Annotated in this window: 18 protein-coding genes; 8 read left to right on the top strand and 10 right to left on the bottom strand. The window is 66.7% G+C overall.

The annotated features are described in order from the left end of the window. Positions 1 to 190 precede the first annotated feature (190 nt). Both WKB88_RS11100 and WKB88_RS11095 read left to right on the top strand, forming a co-directional pair. Complete coding sequence (locus tag WKB88_RS11100) at positions 191 to 736, top strand: inorganic diphosphatase (RefSeq protein WP_341394621.1); 546 nt, start codon at positions 191 to 193, stop codon at positions 734 to 736. Between the two features lie 186 nt (positions 737 to 922). Beyond that, positions 923 to 1552 (top strand): hypothetical protein, encoded by a 630-nt coding sequence (locus WKB88_RS11095; RefSeq protein ID WP_341394620.1) that lies wholly within the window; start codon positions 923 to 925, stop codon positions 1550 to 1552. 58 nt (positions 1553 to 1610) lie between these two features. Here WKB88_RS11095 and WKB88_RS11090 read toward each other — a convergent pair whose 3' ends face one another. Further along, entirely contained in the window at positions 1611 to 2462 is an 852-nt protein-coding gene (locus WKB88_RS11090) for an HAD family hydrolase (RefSeq protein ID WP_341394619.1), read from the bottom strand. A gap of 94 nt (positions 2463 to 2556) precedes the next feature. Continuing rightward, the gene (gene serS / locus WKB88_RS11085) at positions 2557 to 3834 is read right to left on the bottom strand and encodes a serine--tRNA ligase (protein WP_341394618.1); all 1278 of its coding nucleotides are present in this window, start codon (positions 3832 to 3834) and stop codon (positions 2557 to 2559) included. Positions 3835 to 3898: 64 nt separating this feature from the next. On the opposite strand from serS, the gene WKB88_RS11080 reads away from it, so the two are divergent. Continuing rightward, positions 3899 to 5032 (top strand): diacylglycerol/lipid kinase family protein, encoded by a 1134-nt coding sequence (locus WKB88_RS11080; protein ID WP_341394617.1) that lies wholly within the window; start codon positions 3899 to 3901, stop codon positions 5030 to 5032. On the opposite strand, the gene WKB88_RS11075 is transcribed toward WKB88_RS11080, so the two are convergent. From WKB88_RS11075 to WKB88_RS11060, 4 genes are all read right to left on the bottom strand, one after another. Further along, a complete protein-coding gene (locus tag WKB88_RS11075; RefSeq protein ID WP_341394616.1) occupies positions 5029 to 5301 on the bottom strand; it encodes a hypothetical protein in 273 nt (90 codons plus the stop codon). The genes WKB88_RS11080 and WKB88_RS11075 overlap by 4 nt on opposite strands. A gap of 129 nt (positions 5302 to 5430) precedes the next feature. Beyond that, a complete protein-coding gene (locus tag WKB88_RS11070) occupies positions 5431 to 6432 on the bottom strand; it encodes a DNA topoisomerase IB (RefSeq protein ID WP_341394615.1) in 1002 nt (333 codons plus the stop codon). Positions 6433 to 6496: 64 nt separating this feature from the next. Then, positions 6497 to 7459, bottom strand: coding sequence for a prephenate dehydratase (pheA, locus tag WKB88_RS11065; protein ID WP_341394614.1), 963 nt, complete (start codon positions 7457 to 7459; stop codon positions 6497 to 6499). After that, positions 7456 to 7773 (bottom strand): rhodanese-like domain-containing protein, encoded by a 318-nt coding sequence (locus WKB88_RS11060; RefSeq protein ID WP_341394613.1) that lies wholly within the window; start codon positions 7771 to 7773, stop codon positions 7456 to 7458. The genes pheA and WKB88_RS11060 overlap by 4 nt, the downstream gene beginning before the upstream one ends. A 159-nt stretch (positions 7774 to 7932) precedes the next feature. On the opposite strand from WKB88_RS11060, the gene WKB88_RS11055 reads away from it, so the two are divergent. The 4 genes from WKB88_RS11055 to pgm all read left to right on the top strand — a co-directional run bounded on the left by WKB88_RS11055 (position 7933) and on the right by pgm (position 13262). Next, on the top strand, positions 7933 to 9381 hold the full coding sequence (locus WKB88_RS11055) for an amidase (protein WP_341394612.1): 1449 nt from the start codon (positions 7933 to 7935) through the stop codon (positions 9379 to 9381). Positions 9382 to 9558: 177 nt separating this feature from the next. Beyond that, the gene (locus WKB88_RS11050) at positions 9559 to 11028 is read left to right on the top strand and encodes a peptide MFS transporter (protein WP_341394611.1); all 1470 of its coding nucleotides are present in this window, start codon (positions 9559 to 9561) and stop codon (positions 11026 to 11028) included. 321 nt (positions 11029 to 11349) lie between these two features. Continuing rightward, on the top strand, positions 11350 to 11577 hold the full coding sequence (locus WKB88_RS11045; RefSeq protein ID WP_341394610.1) for a hypothetical protein: 228 nt from the start codon (positions 11350 to 11352) through the stop codon (positions 11575 to 11577). 53 nt (positions 11578 to 11630) lie between these two features. Next, a complete protein-coding gene (pgm, locus tag WKB88_RS11040; protein ID WP_341394609.1) occupies positions 11631 to 13262 on the top strand; it encodes a phosphoglucomutase (alpha-D-glucose-1,6-bisphosphate-dependent) in 1632 nt (543 codons plus the stop codon). A gap of 103 nt (positions 13263 to 13365) precedes the next feature. On the opposite strand, the gene WKB88_RS11035 is transcribed toward pgm, so the two are convergent. Together WKB88_RS11035 and WKB88_RS11030 are read right to left on the bottom strand one after the other, a co-directional pair. After that, positions 13366 to 14778, bottom strand: a complete 1413-nt coding sequence (locus WKB88_RS11035) for an aldehyde dehydrogenase family protein (RefSeq protein ID WP_341394608.1) — start codon at positions 14776 to 14778, stop codon at positions 13366 to 13368. Beyond that, positions 14775 to 15641 (bottom strand): SDR family NAD(P)-dependent oxidoreductase, encoded by an 867-nt coding sequence (locus WKB88_RS11030; protein WP_341394607.1) that lies wholly within the window; start codon positions 15639 to 15641, stop codon positions 14775 to 14777. Before WKB88_RS11030 ends, WKB88_RS11035 begins: the two co-directional genes overlap by 4 nt. Before the next feature lie 145 nt (positions 15642 to 15786). Here WKB88_RS11030 and WKB88_RS11025 point away from each other — a divergent pair, with 145 nt between their 5' ends. Continuing rightward, positions 15787 to 17100, top strand: a complete 1314-nt coding sequence (locus WKB88_RS11025; RefSeq protein ID WP_341394606.1) for a uracil-xanthine permease family protein — start codon at positions 15787 to 15789, stop codon at positions 17098 to 17100. On the opposite strand, the gene WKB88_RS11020 is transcribed toward WKB88_RS11025, so the two are convergent. Together WKB88_RS11020 and WKB88_RS11015 are read right to left on the bottom strand one after the other, a co-directional pair. Beyond that, positions 17097 to 18206, bottom strand: a complete 1110-nt coding sequence (locus WKB88_RS11020) for a glycerate kinase (RefSeq protein WP_341394605.1) — start codon at positions 18204 to 18206, stop codon at positions 17097 to 17099. The two genes, WKB88_RS11025 and WKB88_RS11020, sit on opposite strands and share 4 nt — an antisense overlap. A 51-nt stretch (positions 18207 to 18257) precedes the next feature. Continuing rightward, positions 18258 to 19043, bottom strand: coding sequence for a glycerophosphodiester phosphodiesterase family protein (locus WKB88_RS11015; RefSeq protein WP_341394604.1), 786 nt, complete (start codon positions 19041 to 19043; stop codon positions 18258 to 18260). Positions 19044 to 19141 lie beyond the last annotated feature (98 nt).

Below are 19141 nucleotides of genomic sequence, written 5' to 3'. Positions count from 1 at the left end.
CTAAGACAGTGAATGGGGACCAAGACATATATCTTTAAGACTAGACCGACGCCGCAGCCCGCACGGACGCGGGCAGTTCTGCGGTTGCCGGTGTGTTGATCAGCCTACGTTCACGGCACTGTTTTCGTTGACGCCGCGTTCGCCAACCCGTTTTGCGGTACCCGCACGGTGCCGCGCAAGAGGAGTATCCATGAAACTCGACGTCACCATTGAGATCCCCAAGGGATCCCGGGTCAAGTACGAAATCGACCACGAAACCCACCGCCTGCGCCTGGACCGCATCCTCTTTACGTCCATGGCCTACCCCACCCACTACGGCTACTTCGAAAACACCCTGGGCGAAGACGGCGATCCGCTGGACGCCCTGGTCATGCTCCAGGACTTCGATCTGATGCCCGGCGTCCTGGTGGAATCCCGCCCGATCGGCGTGTTCAACATGGTGGACGACGGCGGCGGAGACGCCAAGGTCCTCTGCGTCCCCGTAGACCCCCGCTTTGACCACATCCAGGACATCTCGGACGTTTCCGACTTCCTGCTCGATGAGATCAAGCACTTCTTCACCAAGTACAAGGACCTGGAGCCGGGCAAGTGGGTTGAAGCCGCTGACTGGGCCGGCCGCGAAGCCGCCGAAACCGAGGTCGAAGCCTCACTGAAGCGCTTCGAGGCCATCGGCGAAGGCAGCGAAGAGGACGAGCCCCAGGGCCGCGACGTCGACGCCGACCCCAAGAACAACTAGCACGTCCCTTCCGGCCGGCGCCCCGCGGCGTCCGGCCCGGCAAACGCCCGACGGCGGCTGCCCCCATTCCGGGGCGGCCGCCGTCGTCGTTTGCGCGGGGAGCTCTTCGGGAGAGGCTTTTCGGGAGAACAGGGCGCGCCGCAACCGAAACCGGTTGTTTTCCCGAGCCTCTGGCATGCTGATGCCATGCATTACGTGCTGACCATCAATCAGCGGGACACCCGCGAATCCGGCGACCTCGTCCCGGATCTGATCCGCTCGCTGCGGCATCTGCCTGCCGCAGTTCCGTTTCAGCGCTCGGTGGGCGACGAAGCGCAGGGAGTCCTGGCCGATGCCCCGGCAGCCGTGGAGGCGGCGCTGACCGCCATCCGGCAGCGGCGCTGGAATGTGGGGATCGGCGTCGGAGAGCTGCACCCGCCGCTGATGCAGTCCATTCTGGACAATGACGGCTTCGGGCTGGTGTACGCCCGCCGCGCGGTGGACCGGGCACGGAAAACCGGCGAACGCATTCCGCTGGCCGTCGACGGGCCGGACATGGAGGTTGCCGGCGAGGCCCAGGCCGTCCTGCGGCTGCTGGGCCAGATCGTTGCCAGCCGGACCGACGCAGAGTGGAAGGTCCTGGATTTGATGACGCCGGGCGCCCGCGGCCAGCAGAAATACGTGGCCGAGGTCCTGGGCATCACCACCCAGGCCGTCAGCAAAGCGGTGGTGCGTTCCCACTGGCAGGAGGAGTGGGCAACCCGTCCGGCTGCCGCCCGGCTCCTGTCGCTCTGCTACGGACCGGCTGCCCTGCCGCCGGCGGCGCTGGTGTACTGACCCGCACGCCTGCCGCCCGGGGCTTCGGACGGCAGCGGTGCGGGCCTGAGGTGTTTCCTTACGCCTGCGGGTTTGCCAGGCCGCGGAGGATGACCGCTGCCCCGTCTTCGTAGACGGTTCCCGTCACTTCAGTGGCTGCTTCCAGGACCTCCTCCGGAGCCTGGCCCATGGCCACTCCCCGGCCCGCCCAGCCCAGCATTTCAATGTCGTTGCGGCCGTCGCCCATTGCCAGGGTGTGCTTGCGGTCAATGTCCAGGGCGCTGCGGATCTTTTCCAGCGCGCTGGCCTTGGTGACGCCCTCGGCGGCGATGTCCAGCCAGGCGGTCCAGCCCACGGAATAGGTGACTCCGTGCAGCCCGATCGCCCGCACCGCCTCACCGAATTCCTCGGCTGTTGAATCGGTGCTGAAGACCACTACGCGGACGGCCTCGGCGCTGCGCAGCCGCTCGAAGTCGACGGGCTGGGCTTCCACACCGAAGCTGGCGTCCTGGAACCGCTCGGTGGAGAGGAAGTTGCCGTAGGAGTCCTCGAGCGCAAATTTGGCCGTGGGCAGGCTCACCCGCAGGGCGTCCAGTGCCACCGACGGATCAAAGACCACCCGGTCCAGGACGCGGTAGCCGTCCGGCAGGGAAGTATCTATCTCGAGGGTGACGCCGCCGTTGGAGCAGACGCAGTAACCCTTGGTGATGCCGATGCGCTCCAGAACGGGCAGGGCTGCTCCGTAGGAGCGTCCGGTGGCGATCACAAGGTGGTGCCCGGCGGCGCTGGCCGCCTGGGCGGCTTCGCGCACGCCGGCGGACATGTGTCCGTCGTGGTCCACGAGGGTGCCGTCGACGTCCAGGGCTACGAGGTGCGGTTGGATACGGGGTTCTTGCCGGTCTTCGATGCCGGCATTCGTCAAAGTAGTCATCGCCTCATTTAAACAGATGTCTACTGATCATGAAAGGACGCGCCTCACATCCGTGCCCCGGTTCCGGACACAAAAACCCCACCGGCAACAGCGGCTACAGGACGGGCAGGACTTCGAGTCCGCCCAGGTAGGGCCGCAGGGCGGCAGGCACCGTGACGGAGCCGTCCGGGTTCTGGTGGTGCTCCAGGATGGCCACGAGCCACCGGGTGGTGGCCAGGGTTCCGTTGAGCGTGGCCACGGCCCGTGTTCCCTTGCCCTCGCCGTCCTGGCGTTCCCGGATGTTCAGGCGGCGGGCCTGGAACGTGGTGCAGTTGGATGTGGACGTCAGTTCCCGGTAGGCGTTCTGGGTCGGAACCCAGGCCTCACAGTCGAACTTGCGGGCTGCGGACATGCCCAGGTCTCCGGCGGCGGTGTCGATGACCCGGTAGGGCAGCTCCACCTTGGCCAGCATTTCCTCTTCCCAGGCCAGGAGCCGCTGATGCTCTGCGGCGGCATCCTCCGGCTTGGTGTAGATGAACATTTCCACCTTGTTGAACTGGTGGACGCGGATGATGCCGCGGGTGTCCTTGCCGTGGGATCCGGCTTCCCTGCGGTAGCAGGAGGACCAGCCGGCGTAGCGGACCGGGCCCTCGTTCAGGTCCAGGATTTCATCGGCGTGGTACCCGGCCAGGGGCACCTCGGACGTGCCGACCAGGTACAGGTCGTCGTCGGCCAGCCGGTAGATCTCGGCGTCGTGCGCCACGTCGAAGCCCGTGCCCTGCATGGTCTCGGGGCGGACCAGCGTGGGAGTGATCATTGGAACAAAACCGGCCTGCACGGCCTGGTCCATCGCCATGTTCAGCAGTGCCAGCTCCAGACGGGCACCGACTCCGCGCAGGAAGTAGAACCGGGAGCCGGACACCTTCGCGCCGCGTTCCATGTCAATGGCGCCCAGCAGCTCACCGATTTCCAGATGGTCCCGGGGAGTGAAACCCTCGGCGGCAAAGTCGCGGGGCTTTCCGACGGTCTTGATGACCTCGAAATCGTCCTCGCCGCCGGCGGGAACGCCGTCCTGCACCAGGTTCGGGATCCGGCGCAGCAGGGCGTCGGACTCGGCCTGCGCGGCGTCGGCTTCGGCGCCGGCTGCCTTTACGGCGCCTGCCAGTTCCTTGACCTCGGCCAGAAGGGCCTGCTTTTCGTCGCCCTTGGCCTTGGCCACGCGCTTCCCGAAGGCATTCTGCTCGGCCCGCAGGTTCTCAAACCGCGTGCGGGAATCCCGGCGGGCGGCGTCAGCAGCAATGATCGCGTCCACCAGGGACTCGTCCGCCTGGCGGGCGCGCTGGGAGGCTCGGAATTTTTCGGGGTTTTCGCGGAGCTCATTTACATCGATCACGCTTCAAGAGTACCCAAAAGCGCGGCAGGCCCGGGCACGGACCCGGGTTAGGGTGGGAACCATTATGTCCGCTCCCCTGATCATCCTGCTTTCACTGCTCCTTGCCGCCGCTGCAGCGTGCCTGGCGTGGGTGACCGTGCGACGGCGGCGGCAGCGGGCCGCGCGCCGGGCCGTCGTCAAGACGCTCGCACCGGGCCACCAGCGGGTCGCCGTGGTCATCAACCCGATTAAGGTCCAGGCCCCGGCGGCCCGGGTACTGCTGGCGGAAGCCTGCGAGCTCGCAGGGTGGGACCCGCCGCTGGTCCTGGAGACAACGCGGGAGAGCCCGGGCTTCGAACAGGCGCGCCGCGCAGTGCAGCTGGGGGCCGACGTCGTTGTTGCCGCCGGCGGGGACGGCACAGTCCGGGAGGTTGCCCGCGCCCTGGCCAACACCCCGGCAGCCCTGGGCCTGCTGCCGCTGGGTACCGGAAACCTGCTCGCGAGAAACCTCGGCCTGCCGGTCCTGGATCTGCAGGCGGCCGTCAGCACCGCGCTGCACGGGCAGGAACGGCGTATCGATATGGGCACCATGACCCAGGAAAACTCCGTCACGGGGGAAAGCAGCAGCAGCAGCGCGTTCCTGGTGATGGGAGGCATTGGTCTGGATGCAGAGGTCCTCGCGGCCACCCGCGACGACCTGAAGGAACGTGTGGGCTGGATGGCCTACAGCGAGGCGGGGGTCCGGCTCCTGCCCGGACGGCGGACCAAGATGTCCATTTCCCTGGACGGTGAACCGCCGCGGGTGCGCAAGGTGCGCAGCATCCTGTTTGCAAACATCGGCCGGCTGCCGGCCGGGATCGACTTCATTCCGGAAGCCCGCATGGATGACGGGCTGCTGGATGTGGTGGTCATGAGTCCGCGCAGCCTCGCCGGCTGGCTTTGGCTGGCGGGCAAGGTGGTCACCAAATATCCCAAGGACCTCCCGGTGATTGACCACCGGAGGGCAAAAACCGTGGAAATCAGCGTCGGCCAGCCCACCCGGACCCAGCTGGACGGCGATGTCACCGGAACCGCCACCAGCGTGCGCGTGGAGGTGAACCCGCTGGCGCTGCTGATCCGGTCTCCGGCACCCGCCCGGCCGCGGCCCCGCCCGTTCGGCGGAAGGAACTCGGCGGTTCCCGCCGAGCAGGACGGGGCTGCGGCGGTCAGGCAGCCCTAGGAGTCCTGGGTGCCTTCGGCGTCGGTGTAGCCGCCCTCTTCCTTGGCCGGCTTGCCGCCGTCGGCTTCGTCTTTGTCGGTGTACTCACCCTCGTCCTCGCGGTTCACCGATGCAGGCGAGGCCTGCTCGCGGATCAGCTGCTCTTCTTCGGCGAAGCGGATGTCGTTGCCCTGGTCGCCGGCGTCGCCGCGCCAGTTGTCGTCACCGGTGGACTGCCCGCTGGGCTTGGGGTCGGTCAGCTGTTCTTCCTCATTGGGGTATTCAGACATGCGCTTACCTTCCTGAACGTTGAGACAGGACCGCCTTCGATCCTGTGCCGCGTGTGCGGACAACACCGCACTCTTAACATCAGCATACTTACGAATGCGGAAACCGGGAAAGCCGGCGGCGTCACCTGGCTACGAGGTAAGCATGAGCCGCACCGCGGTCTCGGAGGCCGAGAACCCTGCCGCGTCAATCACCTCGCCGTCCAAAAACCGGTCCACCACCCGGGGATCGATATACGACTTCCGCGCGACGGAGGGGGTGTTCCCCAAGTGGTCGGCAACCTTGCGGGCCGTGGCGGTTACGGCTTTCTGCCTGTCCTTCTTGGTGGTGGCCAGGGGGTGGGCGCGGGCCAGGTGCATGGCCGCGACTACGGTGGCCTGCCAGGTGCGGAAATCCTTGGCCGTGAAGTCGCCGCCGGTCACCTCCTTCAGGAAGGCATTCAGCGACGATCCGGCGATGCTGTGCCACTGGCCGTCGGCTCCCTGGTAGGCAAGCGCGGTGTCCGGATCCGGCCGGGCGAGCATCGGCTCCAGGGCTGCCACCAGGTCGGGGTCTTCAATGACGGTGTGCCATTCCTGGCCGCTCTTGCCGGGAAAGTCGAACCTCACCTCATTGCCCTGCACCTTGACGTGTTCCACCCGCAGGGTGGTGGTCCCGTAGGAGCCGTTGACCTCGGCGTACCGCTCCCCGCCGATCCGCAGGGCACCGGCATCGACAATCCGCAGGGCAGCGGCATAGGCACGCTGCGGGCCGCTGCCCTCGGTGCGCAGATGCTTGGTGATCAGGCGCCGGGCGGCCGGAAGTGCCTGAGCGAATGCCAGCGACCGGTCGAACTTCTCCCGGTCTTTCAGCTCCCGCCAGTGCGGATGGTAGATGTACTGCCGCCGCCCGGCCGCGTCCGTTCCGGTGGCCTGGATATGGCCGTTGGGATACGGGCTGATCCAGACATCCGTCCAGGCCGGAGGGATGGCCAGGGAGCGGATCCGTTCCAGGGTTTCCCGGTCCTTCAGGATGTCGCCGCGCAGCCCCCGGTAACTGAAGCCGCGGCCCCACCGCCGCCGTGCATATCCCGGATGCTCACAGTTGCTCCTCCGCAGCCGCACCATTTGCGTTCTCGTTTCGGGTTGATCCATTTCCGGTTCATCCGGTTTGTGCCGGATGCGGGCCTTGTCTTACCGGAAAGCCCCTGCGCCGAGGTTAACCCTTCAGGAGCCCTTGAAGCCAGAGGTCCGCGGAGCGGAAAGCCTCGTCGCTGGTGTGTTTCGGAATTTCGGGTTCACGGTGGTCGGCCCGGGGGTAGGAGCCGAGGAACCGGAGGTTCGGACTGATCCGGTGCAGGCCTTTCAGGGCATCAGCCATCCGGGCATCCCGGATGTGGCCGTCAGCATCGATGCTGAAGAAATAGTCTCCCAGAAACAGGCCGGTGGGCCGGGACTCGATCCGACTCAGGTTCACTCCGCGCGCCGAAAACTGGTCCAGGATTTCCATCAGCGCCCCGGGGTGGTCCTCCGGCAGAGGCACCACGAGAGTTGTTTTGTCCGCTCCGGTGGGTTCCGGCACCACGCCGGGCCGGCTGAGCAGCACGAAGCGGGTGACTGCGTCGGCGACGTCGCCAATGTCGCTGCACAGCACTTCAAGGCCCAGCCGCTCCGCCACCAGCGGCGAGCAGATGGCGGCATCGTATCCCGGCTCCCCCGAGCGCAGGCCCGTCGCAGCGGCGGCGGTGGAGGACGCGGGGAGATATTCCGCCTGCGGAATGTTTTTCTCCGCCCATTCCCGGCACTGCGCCCACGCGTGGGAGTGGGTGGAGACGGTCGTGATCCCGGCCAGGTCCACACCGGGGCGGACGGCCAGGACGAAGGTGATCGGCACCAGTATTTCGCGCTGGATGCGTAGCGGCCCGCCGGCGGAAATGGCATCAAGCGTGGCACTGACGCCGCCCTCGACGGAATTCTCAATGGGAACCACTGCGGCATCGGCACGGCCGCTGCGGACCATCTCCAAGGCGGCGGTCACACTGGTGGCGGGAATCCGGGTGGAGCTTTCAGCTCCCGGAACCTGCAGCAGGGCGGCCTCGGTGAAAGTTCCCTCGGGTCCCAGGAAGGTGTAAACCGTTCCGGCTTCCGGCGTGCCGGCTGCTGCATCCAGCGAAGCACTCATACGACGGTGGGTTCCTGCCCGTTGTCGGAGACCATGGGCTTGCCCGCTTCAAGCCATGCGCCCATTCCGCCGTTGACGTTCACCGCGGAATAGCCGTGGGACTCCAGCCAGGCAGTGGCACGGGCGCTGCGTCCGCCGGTGCGGCAGATGACGGCAAGATCCTGGTCCGGATCAAGGTCATCGAGGCGTTCCGGCAGTGCGTCCAGCGGAATGTGCAGGGCGCCGTCAATGTGGCCGGCTTCCCATTCGTAATCTTCGCGTACGTCCAGAATCTTGGCATCGCTGCTGATGTCGCCTACGGATACGTTTTCCATTTTCCGGTTCCTGTCCTTGCTGTGGGGCCATTACGGGGGGAAGCACCGGGCGGGTCCGCGGCTTCTGCGGTGTGCCGGATCGCCGGCCCGGGCGTCGACTTCCTCCCAGCCTATAGTGGGAGCCCTGCCCGGAAAATAATTCCCCCTCCCGGAGGTCACATGTCCGCTTCCACACTGCCCGGCCCGGTTCCGCCGCCGGCCGATCCCACTGCCCTGCAGTGGCGGGACCGCCTTGCCTCCGGTGAGGTCAGTGCCCGTGAGGTAACCGGCCATTACCTCCGGCGGATCGAGGAACTCAACCCTGCGCTGGGCGCCTTCCTGCTGCCGACGCCCGAAGCTGCGCTGAAGGAAGCGGCCGCAGCCGATGAAAGGTTTGCCCGCGGGGAACCACTGGGGATGCTCCACGGGATGCCTCTGGCCCACAAAGACCTGACCGATGTTGCCGGCATCCCCACCAGCCTCGGCACCACGGCGCTGGCGCCTTACACTCCGGCTGAGGACGGGCCCCTGCCGGCGGTTCTGCGCAGGGCCGGGGCCATCAGCCTGGGCAAAACGCAGGTTCCGGAGTTTGGGCTCAGCAGTTACAGCGAGAACTTCGCGGGTGCTCCGGCCCGTAATCCGCTGGACCCGGAATGCAGCCCCGGCGGTTCCAGCGGAGGAAGTGCCGCGGCCGTGGCCGCGGGCATGCTTCCTTTTGCTCCCGGGACCGACGGCGGCGGCTCGATCCGCATTCCGGCCGCAGCCACCGGGCTCATCGGGCTGAAACCCAACCGCGGACGCGTTCCGGCCGGTGCGGGACAGAGTGATCTGGGGCAGTTTGTGGTTGCCGGGCCGCTCGCCCGGACCGCCGCAGACGCCGGCCTGCTGCTTGATGCCATGGTGGCCGGGCCCAACCACCACGCAACCTCGGCCGCACCCGTCGCGGAGAGCTTCCTGGCAGCCGCGCAGCGTGCGGCCGGCAGCTTCAGGATCGGAGTCAGCACCCTCTCACCGTTCGCCTCCCGCTTGGAGATCATCCTGGATCCTGAGGCCGCAGAGGCGCTGGACGCAGGCATCCGCGGTCTCACGGCTGCCGGGCATGACCTTGTGGAAGCCGGGCTCAGCTACGATCCGCGGTACCCGGAGGCCTTCCAGACCGTATGGACCGCATCGCTGGCCAACCTGGAACTCCCCGCCGGCGCCGAAGCAAAGCTCACCCCGCTGACGGCTGCGGTCCGCCGTCGGGCGCTGCGGCGAACGGGTGCCGAGCTGGCGTCGGCGCTGGACATCCTGCGCCGGTTCGAAGAGGACACCATCAGGGCTTACAGCGCCTATGACATGATCCTCACTCCGGCGCTGGGCATGACTCCGCGGCCGGTTGGCTGGTATTGGAACTCCGGCTCCGAAGACGGGGACACGGATGCACGGGGCATGGAGGACTACGAGCGGCAGTGCCGCTACTCCCCCTACACCTCGATGGTGAACGTCTGCGGGCTTCCGGCCATCACCGTTCCAACGCTGAGGACCCCGGAGGGACTCTCCATGGGTATTCAGCTGATCGGGCGGCCCGGGGCGGAGGCCCAGCTGCTGGCAGCGGCGGCCCAGCTGGAGCAATATCCGCAGAAATAAACCGCACATCTTATCCCGCCTTGTCCGGGAGTCCGGCCCGAATGCCGTAACAGTGTGCCGTGGGGCCGATTTGTTCGTGATGTTTCTCACGCGCCAGTCCGCGGTAAAAGCCGCAGGGCGGAGATTTAAGCCCCGGCGCCGCTGGAGACTCTCATATTCCGGTGCGAATATGTTTGGGTGAGTTCTAATCCCAGCACCTCAGCCGCTCCGCCGGCCCGCAAGTCCTTTTTCGGCCATCCCCGTATGTTGGCGAACCTCTTCAGCGTCGAGCTGTGGGAACGGTTCTCCTTCTACGGCATGCAGGGCATCCTGCTGTACTACATGTACTACACGGCCACGGAAGGCGGGCTGGGCATTGACCTGGCCGTCGCTACCGGCCTTGTCGGCGCATACGGAGGTGGCGTCTACCTCTCCACCATCCTCGGGGCCTGGATCGCGGACCGCCTGCTGGGTTCCGAGCGCGTGCTGTTCTACGCCGCCGTCATTGTCATGCTCGGCCACATTTCGCTGGCCGTCCTGCCGGGCGCCGCGGGACTGGCCGCCGGCCTGATCCTCATCGCCCTCGGTTCCGGCGGCGTGAAGGCCAACGCGACGTCCCTCGTCGGAACGCTCTACGCAGAGAAGGATGAACGCCGCGATGCCGGCTTCTCCATCTTCTACATGGGCATCAACATCGGCGGCCTGCTGGGCCCGCTCCTGACCGGCCTGGCCTGGAGCGAATACGGCTTCCACTACGGCTTCGGCCTGGCCGCCCTGGGTATGGCCATTGGCCTCGTCCAGTACGGGATGACGCGCAAATACCTGCCGGAATCTGCCCATGAGGTCAGCAACCCGCTGCCCCGCGCACAGTTCACCAAGGTCATCCTGTGGACTGTTGCCGCCATCGCCGTGATTATCCTGGCCGTCGTCTTCGGCCTGCTGACCGCACAGAACCTGGCAGTGGTCATGGCCGTGGTGGCCATCCTGGCATCCATCGGCTACTTCGTGGTGATCCTGACCAGCAAGAAGGTCAACAAGCTTGAACGCCGCCGCGTGTACTCCTTCATGCCGCTGTTCATTGCCAGCGCTGCCTTCTGGGCCCTGTTCCAGCAGCAGTTCACCGTTGTCGCCATTTACGCCGACACGTCGCTGAACCGCGATCTCTTCGGCTGGGAGATGCCGCCGAGCTTCGTGCAGTCCATCAACCCGATCTTCATCATCATCTTCGCCGCAGTATTCGCCGGTGTCTGGACCAAGCTGGGCGACAAGCAGCCGTCCTCCCCGCTGAAGTTTGCCCTGGGCCTGGCCGTTATGGGCCTGGCATTCCTGGCCTTCATTCCGTTCTCCGGCGGCGGCCCCAACAGCACCCCGCTGCTGGCCCTGGCCGGCATCCTGCTGCTCTTCACGTTCGCCGAGCTGTTCCTGTCGCCGATCGGCCTGTCCGTGGCGACCAAGCTGGCGCCGGCGATCTTCCGGACCCAGATGGTGGCACTGTTCTTCCTGTCCGTCTCCCTGGGCACCACCCTGGCCGGCTGGCTGGCACAGTTCTACAACACGGACACCGAAGTCAGCTACTTCCTGTTCAGCGGTATCACGGCAATCGTCCTGGGCATTGCCCTGGCCGCAGCCACCCCCGCCATCAAGAAGCTGATGGGCGGCGTGCGCTAAGCACTTCCCCCTGCGGGCCTGCCGGGTCCGCAACCAACGACGACGACGGCTCCCGCCGTCGTCGTCGTTGGTTTAAGCGCGGGGATGGTTTAGGCGCGGGGATGGTTTAAGCGCGGGGATGGTTTAGGCGCGGGGATGGTTTAAGCGCGGGGATGGTTTAGGCGCGGGGATGGTTTAGGCGCGGGGATGTTTTATCCGTCGGCGGCCCCGCCGGCCGGAAGTGCGGAAGGCTGGATAGAACCCGACGGCAGTGATAAACCTGAAACAGGCCTACTGATGGTTGATGCGGCGGGATACCAGGTCCCGCAGAAGGAGGACACCGTGGCTGAGAACAGCAGCAAGCACACCGGCAAGGATCCCGCCGAGGCAGCGGACAACCCGGCGGAGGCACTGGTGAAGGACGCCGCTGATTTTGTTCCCGACGGCACCGGTGATCCCAATGAAGCCGATGACCGGGTGGAAGTCCACGCCAGCATTTCCGAAGGCATTAACTCGAAGAACAAGACCTCCGGCGCCACCGGCACCGGCGGAGAGAACCGGAAACCCTAGGGAACCCGGCACGCTTCTGCCGCGGCAGGATTTTATTTGGCATGCTTAGGGGTATGTCTAACCGAGCTGGCACAGTTGCCCAACCCTCCGACCTAGTTGACCTGACGGCGCTTTTGGATGCCTACTACGACATCACGCCGGACATGCAGGACCCCTCGCAGCGGGTGGTCTTCGGCACCTCGGGCCACCGCGGATCGTCCCTGAACGGCGCCTTCAACGAACCCCACATTGCCGCCATTACGCAGGCGATCGTGGAGTACCGCACCGGACAGGGCATCACCGGTCCGCTGTTCATGGGCAAGGACACCCATGCCCTCTCCGAGCCCGCGCAGAACACCGCCCTGGAGGTGCTCGCCGGCAACGGGGTGAACGTGCTGATTGATTCCCGCAACGGTTTCACGCCCACTCCGGCGCTGAGCCACGCCATCCTGAAGCACAACACCGGCCGCACCGAGGAAGCAGACGGCATCATCATCACCCCGTCGCACAATCCCCCGGCCGACGGCGGTTTCAAATACAACCCGCCAACCGGCGGCCCCGCCGGATCAGAGGCCACCAACTGGATCGCCAACCGCGCCAACGAACTCCTCGAGGGCGGACTGCGCGGCGTGAAGCGCATTCCGCTCGGCGAGGCCCGGCTGGCTGACTCCGTGGGCACCTACGACTTCCTGCAGAACTATGTCCAGGACCTCTCCTCGGTCCTGGACCTGGATGCCATCCGCGCCTCCGGACTGCACATCGGGGCCGACCCGCTGGGCGGTGCTTCCGTGGATTACTGGGGCGCCATTGCAGAGATGCACAAGCTGAACCTGACCGTCGTCAACCCGAACGTGGATCCGCAGTGGGCCTTCATGACCCTGGACTGGGACGAGAAGATCCGCATGGACTGCTCCTCCCCGTACGCCATGGCTTCCCTGATCTCCCGTGCCGGCGAGTACGACATCGCCACCGGCAACGACGCCGACGCCGACCGCCACGGAATCGTCACCCCGGATGCCGGGCTGATGAACCCCAACCACTACCTCGCCGTCGCCATTGACTACCTCTACCGGAACCGTGCGGACTGGCCCAAGGACGCAGTGGTGGGCAAAACCCTGGTGTCGTCGTCCATGATCGACCGCGTCACCGCAGACCTCGGACGGACCCTGATGGAGGTTCCCGTCGGTTTCAAGTGGTTTGTTCCGGGCCTGCTCACCGGCGAGGCGGCTTTCGGCGGAGAGGAATCCGCCGGTGCCTCCTTCCTGCGCAGGGACGGCAAGGCCTGGACCACCGACAAGGACGGCATCCTGCTGGCCCTGCTGGCTTCGGAAATCACCGCGGTGACGGGCAAAACCCCGTCCCAGCGGTACCGGGAGCTGACCGGCCGGTTCGGCGACCCGGAGTACGCCCGGGTGGATGCCCCGGCGAGCCGGGACCAGAAGGCGGCGCTGGCAAAGCTTTCGCCGTCGGACGTCACGGCCACCACGCTGGCCGGTGAGGAAATCACCGCCCGCCTCACCGAGGCTCCCGGCAACGGTGCTCCGATCGGCGGATTGAAGGTCACCACCGAGAACGCCTGGTTTGCCGCCCGCCCGTCCGGAACCGAGGACGTCTACAAGATTTACGCGGAGTCCTTCAAGGGCGTGGAACACCTGCACACGGTCCAGGCCGAGGCCAAGGCCATCGTGGACGCGGTCATCTCCTAGCCTTCCCCGCTCCCCCGCCGCCGTCCTTTCCCTCCTCCCGCCTTCCGGCCCCGTGAGGAGGAAGGAGAGGGGCGGGGTGCGAGGGGGCAGCGGGGCCGGGGAGTTAGAGCAGGCGACGTAGCAGCCGCCGCTTGAGTCCGTTGTAGGGCGGGTAGGCGACCTTGAGCGTGTCCAGCAGCGTGCCCTTGGTGAAGACCGGACGCAGCTGGCTGAAGGTGTCGAACGAATATTTGCCGTGATAGGCGCCGGTGCCGGACGCACCGGCGCCGCCGAACGGCAGCCCGGGCACGGCCAGCTGCACGGTGCTCACATTGTGGTTCACGCTGCCCGCCCGCACGCCGCGTTCAAAGGCTTTCCGGTTTGCGGCCGACTGCGTGTACAGGTAGGACGCCAGCGGCACGGGGCGGGCATTGATGAAGTCCATCGCCTCGTCCAGGTCCTGCACGGTCAGCACGGGCAGGATCGGCCCGAAAATTTCTTCCTGCATCACGGGGGACTCCGGGGAGACGTCCGTCAGGATTGTCGGTTCCAGGTACAGGGAATCACGGTCCCCGCCGCCTCCGGCAAGCACGGTTCCGCTCTCCAGCAGGCCGTGCAGCCGGTCCCAGTGCTGTTCGTTAATGATCCGGCCCAAATCGGCGCTCTTGGCCGGATCCTTGCCGAAGAGCTCCCTGACGGCACGCACCAGGTGCTTGCGCAGCTTGGGAGCGGCCTCCTCGGTGACGAGGACGTAGTCCGGCGCCACGCACGTTTGGCCAGCGTTGAGCAGTTTCCCGTAGACCAGGCGCCGGGCAATGGCGGCAAAATTGCCGTCCAGCACGACGGCGGGCGATTTCCCGCCCAGTTCGAGGGTGACCGGGGTCAGGTATTTGGCCGCAGCCTGCAGCACCACGCGGCCCACCCGTTCCCCGCCGGTGAAGAAGATGGAATCGAAACGCTCGGCGAGCAGCGCCGTGCTGGCTTCCCGGCCGCCTTCCACGACGACGACGGCGTCCGGGTCCAGATACCGGGGCAGCAGCTCCGCCACTGCCGCAGACGTGGCCGGAGCCAGCTCCGAAGGCTTCAGCACCGCTGCGTTCCCTGCCGCCAGCGCACCGATCAACGGGGCCAGCAGCAGCTGCACCGGATAGTTCCACGGGGCGATGATCAGGACGACCCCCAGCGGCTGCGGCTCCGTCGCGGCCGAGGCGGGCTGCAGGCCCAGGGGCACGGGAACACGCGTGGTGCGCGTCCACCGGGCCAGATGCTTCAGCGCGTACTCCGCTTCGGCACGGGTGATCGAGAGCTCCGTCAGGTACCCCTCGAGCCGGCTCTTGCCGAGGTCGCGGGCCAGGGCGGCGCTGAAGTCGGCTTCACGCTCGGTCAGCATGCGGATCAGGCCCTGGAGCTGGGCACGCCGCCAGGCGAGGGGCCTGGTGCGGCCTGACTCGTAGGTGCGCCGCACTGCCGCCACCGTGGAGGAGATGCGGGATTCGGGGTGGGTGCCGGAGAATTGTGCCGGCGCTTCAGTGCTCAACGGCGGGCCTCCGCCGGCGTTGCTGCGGCCGCGGCGGAAGGACGGCCGGTGAAGTGGTCCATCGACTGGTACACCTTGAACACCCGCCCGGCGACCACGTCCCACACCGGCTGCGGCAGCAGTCCGCGCAGGGCGCTGCCCAGGGGCACGGTCCAGGGCAGCTGGATCCGGGCCTTGCCTGCCATCAGTGCAGCCCAGGCCCGGTCCACTACGTAGTCCGGCTCCATCAGGGGTGTCATCAGCGGCCCCCTGGCCCCGGCAAACATGCCGGTCTTGATGTAGCTCGGAATGAGGGTGGTGACCTGGATGTGACCGTTGCCGGATTCATTCAGCTCCAGCCGCAGGGAATCGCTCCAGCCGATCACTGCCCACTTGGACGCGGTGTATACGCTCATTTTCGGCACGGACAGCGTGCCCGACGCCGACGCGACGTTCAGGATCCGGGCGGGAGTGCGGCGGGAGATCATCTGCGGCAGGAAGGCGCGGGTGATCTGCATGGGCGCTACCGCGTTCACCTGCATGACGGCGTTGATGTCCGCTTCGGGAACGTGTTCCCAGAAATACTTGCCGCGCACGATTCCGGCGTTGTTGATCAGGACGTCGGGAACCCCAACCTCTGCCATGACCCGGCCGGCCGCAGCAGTTACTTCAGGCAGGGAACCGACATCCAGGGCGAAGGGGTGGACGGCGCTCCCGCCTTCGGCGCGCAGCTCCTCGGCCGTGGCTTCCAGCGCATCGGCGTCGAGGTCCCACAGGACCACGTTTGCGGCGCCGTCGCGCACCGCCCGCTCTGCGTACAGCCGCCCCATCCCCCTGGCCGCGCCGGTGATGAGTACCGTTCGTCCCGAAACTGATATGCCCATGCTGATCCGTCCGTTCGCAGCGGACTGCGGCGTCCGCCCAATTGTTCTGCCGGTAAAATGGTTCCGCCTGCAAGGTAACACCGTGGACATCAACGCCCGGTACTATTCTGCACGAACCCTCCCCTGGTCTTTGAAAGGCACACCCATGAGCAGATTCGGTACGGCCTGGACCATTCACGGCGACGGCAAAACCATCAAACCAGGCGAATACGTAGCTCCCGGCGAGCGGTTGAGCTGGCCGCGGACCATCGGCATCGGAACCCAGCACGTGGTTGCCATGTTCGGCGCGACCTTCCTGGTTCCCCTGCTGACGGGGTTTCCTCCCGCCACCACGCTGCTGTTCTCAGGTATCGGCACCATCCTGTTCCTGATTATTACGGCCGGGCGGGTACCCAGCTACCTGGGCTCCAGCTTCGCCTTCATTGCCCCCATCGCAGCAGCCACAAGCCAGCACGGACCCGGCGGGGCCCTCGGCGGAATCATCATGGCAGGAGCGGCGCTGTTCCTCATCGGCCTGGCCGTGCAGATCGCCGGGACCAAATGGATCCAGATTCTGATGCCGCCGGTGGTCACCGGCACGATTGTTGCGCTGATTGGCCTCAATCTGGCAGGTTCGGCCCGCGACAACTTTGAGAAAGGCCCCCTGACCGCCACCGTCACCGTGGTGGCGATCCTGGTGGCCACAGTCCTCTTCAAAGGGTTCCTCGGCCGTCTCGCCATCCTGCTGGGCGTGGTTGCCGGTTACCTCACGGCAATCTGGCAGGGGGAAGTGGACTTCCAGGTTATTAACGACGCCGCCTGGTTTGGGCTTCCGGATTTCCAGTCCCCCACCTTCCACTTTTCCGTCATCGGATTGTTTGTGCCGGTGGTCCTGGTGCTGGTGGCCGAGAACATTGGACATGTGAAGTCCGTGGCGGCGATGACCGGCAGCGACCTTGACCCCTACGCCGGCCGCGCCCTGATGGCCGACGGCCTGGCCACCGTGCTGGCCGGCTCCGGCGGCGGTTCAGCAACCACCACGTACGCGGAGAACATCGGCGTCATGGCGGCATCCAGGGTGTACTCGACGGCCGCGTACTGGGTGGCCGGCATCGTGGCCATTCTGCTGAGCCTCTTTCCCAAGTTCGGCGCCATGATCGCCACCGTTCCCGGCGGCGTCCTGGGCGGCGCCGGCGTCATCCTCTACGGGATGATCGGCATCCTCGGGGTGCGCATCTGGGTGGACAACCAGGTGAACTTTTCCAACCCGATCAACCTCTCCACCGCGGGCCTGGGCCTGATCATCGCCATCGCCAACTTCACCTGGGTGGTGGCCGGACTGGAGTTCGGCGGCATTGCCCTGGGCACCGGCGCCACACTGCTGGCCTTCCACGGCATGCAGGCCATTGCACGGTGGCGCGGCACCGATCCGGACCAGCCTACGGAAGACCGGGGCGCCAAGCCGAGCCGGCTGGGCTAGGCCCCTTCGAGGGCCTGGACCGTGGCCCGGGTCAGCCAGCGGGCGGCCCGGTCCATCGCGTCCTGCGGATCCGCCGCCAGGTCCAGGAGGCTTACCGCTGCCACCACCCCGTATTCCGCCAGCACGTGCGGCGGAAGGGTAATCCGTCCGGCGAGGGCGACCACCGGAATGCCGGCATCACGGGCACGCTCCGCCACCGACAGCGGAGCCTTGCCGTACCGGGACTGTTCATCCAGGGAGCCCTCGCCCGTCAGCACCAGGTCAGCCGTGGCCAGGGCCGTGTCCAGCCCGGTAAGCCGTGAGATGACGTCAAAGCCGCTTTCCAGGGACGCATCGGTGAACGCCAGGAACGCGGACGGGAAACCGCCGGCCGCGCCGGCTCCCGCAATATCGACGTCGACGCCAGTCACCTCGCGCAGCAGCGCAGCCCAGCGCACCAGGGCTTCATCCAGCAGCAGGCGGGCAGAGGCGTCGGCACCCTTCTGTTCGCCAAACACGTGGGCAGCGCCCTCAGGTCCGGTCAGCGGGTTGGTGACGTCGGCGGCGATCCGGACCCGCACCCCGCGCAGCCTGCTGTCCAGGGATGAGGCATCGATGGACGCCGCCAGGGACAGGCCCGCGCCGCCCGGCGGCACCGGTTCTCCGGCTGCGTCCAGGATGCGCAGCCCCAGGGCCGTGAGTGCGCCTGATCCGCCGTCGGTCATGGCAGAGCCGCCGATGCCGAGCACAATTTCGGAGGCTCCCGCGTCGAGTGCCTCGCGGATCAGCTCTCCGCTGCCGTAGCTTGTTGCCGCCAGCGAGGACTGCACGGAGGGATCCACCAGCATCAGCCCGGAGGCGCGGGCGGTCTCGATCACGGCCGTCTCCCCGGTCATGGCCCACAGGGCGGTGACATACCCTCCCAGCGGTCCGCGCACACCGGCGGTGTACTCCTTTGCCCCGGCCGCGAGCGCAGCCTCCAGGGTGCCTTCGCCGCCGTCGGCAACCGGCACCAGGGTCACATCGGCTTCCGGATACACGGAAAGCACGCCTTCGGCCATGGCTGCTGCCGCTTCCACTGCTGAAAGTGAGCCTTTGAACTTATCCGGGGCAATGAGTACGCGCATGCACCCATACTGCCAGTCCCGGGGTCCATCCTGCGGGATGGGGGCAGCGGTTCAGGGCTTCACGGAACGTCCCTGCGGCCAGCTTCCCCGCCGAGCCAGCACGTCGGCCAGCAGATCGGCCCGGTCGGAAACCAGGCCGTCCACGCCCAGATCGAGCAGGCGCTCCATATCGGCGGCGTCGTTCACCGTCCAGACGTGAACCTGCAGACCGGCCCGGTGGCACCGGGAAAGGAACCTCCGGGTCACAATCCGCACCGGACCCTGCCGTTCCGGAACCTGCAGGCACTGGTACCGTCCCAGCCGGGCCAGTACGCCCGCGAGACCGGCCGGGGCGAACAATACGGTCAGGGCCGTGAAAACGGCGCCCGCGGAGCTGGCCGCCGGACGGTCCAGGCGACGCAGTGCCGCCAGCCGCCGCCGGTCCGAAAAGGAGGTCACCAGGACCCGGTCCTGGGCACCGTGCTTGTTCAGCAGCCGTGCCAGCTCAGCCGAACCGGCAGCATCTTTAATGTCAACGTTCAGCCGGAGTCCGGGCAGCCCGGTCAATACGTCCTCAAACGCGGGAATGGGCTCCGCTCCTCCAACCCGGGCGCGGCGAACCTCGCGCAGGCTCAGGCTGTCCACGGGACCGCCGGTGCCGGCAACCCGGTCCAGCGACGCATCATGGAACGCCAGGAGGACACCGTCGCGGGTGGTGCGCACATCGGTTTCGAGATATCCAAAACCCAGGGCTGCGGCGGCCCGGAACGCTGCCATCGTGTTTTCGAAGCCGTCCGGGGAGAATCCGCGGTGGGAAAGGCCCAGCGGGACGGGGGAGTCGAAATAGGGATAGCTCACCTGCGTACTTTATCCATACAGGGCGGCGCAGCGGCACCGCGCATCCCGTTCCGGAAAGCTCCGACCTAGACTGGCAGCACGGCTGCCGCTGTCTCGGC

This window comes from Arthrobacter sp. G119Y2, from assembly GCF_038069765.1.
Taxonomy (GTDB): Bacteria; Actinomycetota; Actinomycetes; order Actinomycetales; family Micrococcaceae; genus Arthrobacter_B.
Note: the sequence above shows the minus strand (reverse complement) of the source record. Positions and strands in the feature narration are given on the sequence as shown.